The organism is Neisseria sp. P0009.S010 (assembly GCF_051958545.1).
Taxonomy (GTDB): domain Bacteria; phylum Pseudomonadota; class Gammaproteobacteria; order Burkholderiales; family Neisseriaceae; genus Neisseria; species Neisseria subflava_A.
Genome location: NZ_JBQCVH010000071.1, coordinates 1 through 227, shown reverse-complemented (window position 1 = coordinate 227; position 227 = coordinate 1). Strand labels below are relative to the sequence as shown.

Here is a 227-nt window from a genome sequence, read left to right as displayed (position 1 = left end):
TTGAAGCCTTCGTTAGCTTCTTTTTGCTCTTCAAGTTTGGCAGTATTTTCAGCGATTGCTGCTTTATTGGCGTCGATGTCTTGACGGTTAGCTTCTAAAGCGTCAGCTGCTGCTTTGCCGGCTAATGCGAGATCACCGATGTATTTTTTATTGGCATCAATATCTTTACGGTTGGCTTCCAAAGCCTCAGTTGCTTTCAGACCTGCTTGTGCCAAGTCAACGATGTC

General features: G+C 44.9%; 1 protein-coding gene. It reads right to left on the bottom strand.

Annotated features, from left to right (window positions below; genetic code table 11):
- Positions 1-227, bottom strand: a 227-nt coding sequence (locus tag ACTHSN_RS10945) for a hypothetical protein (RefSeq protein ID WP_440365327.1), incomplete at both ends; no start/stop codon positions are given.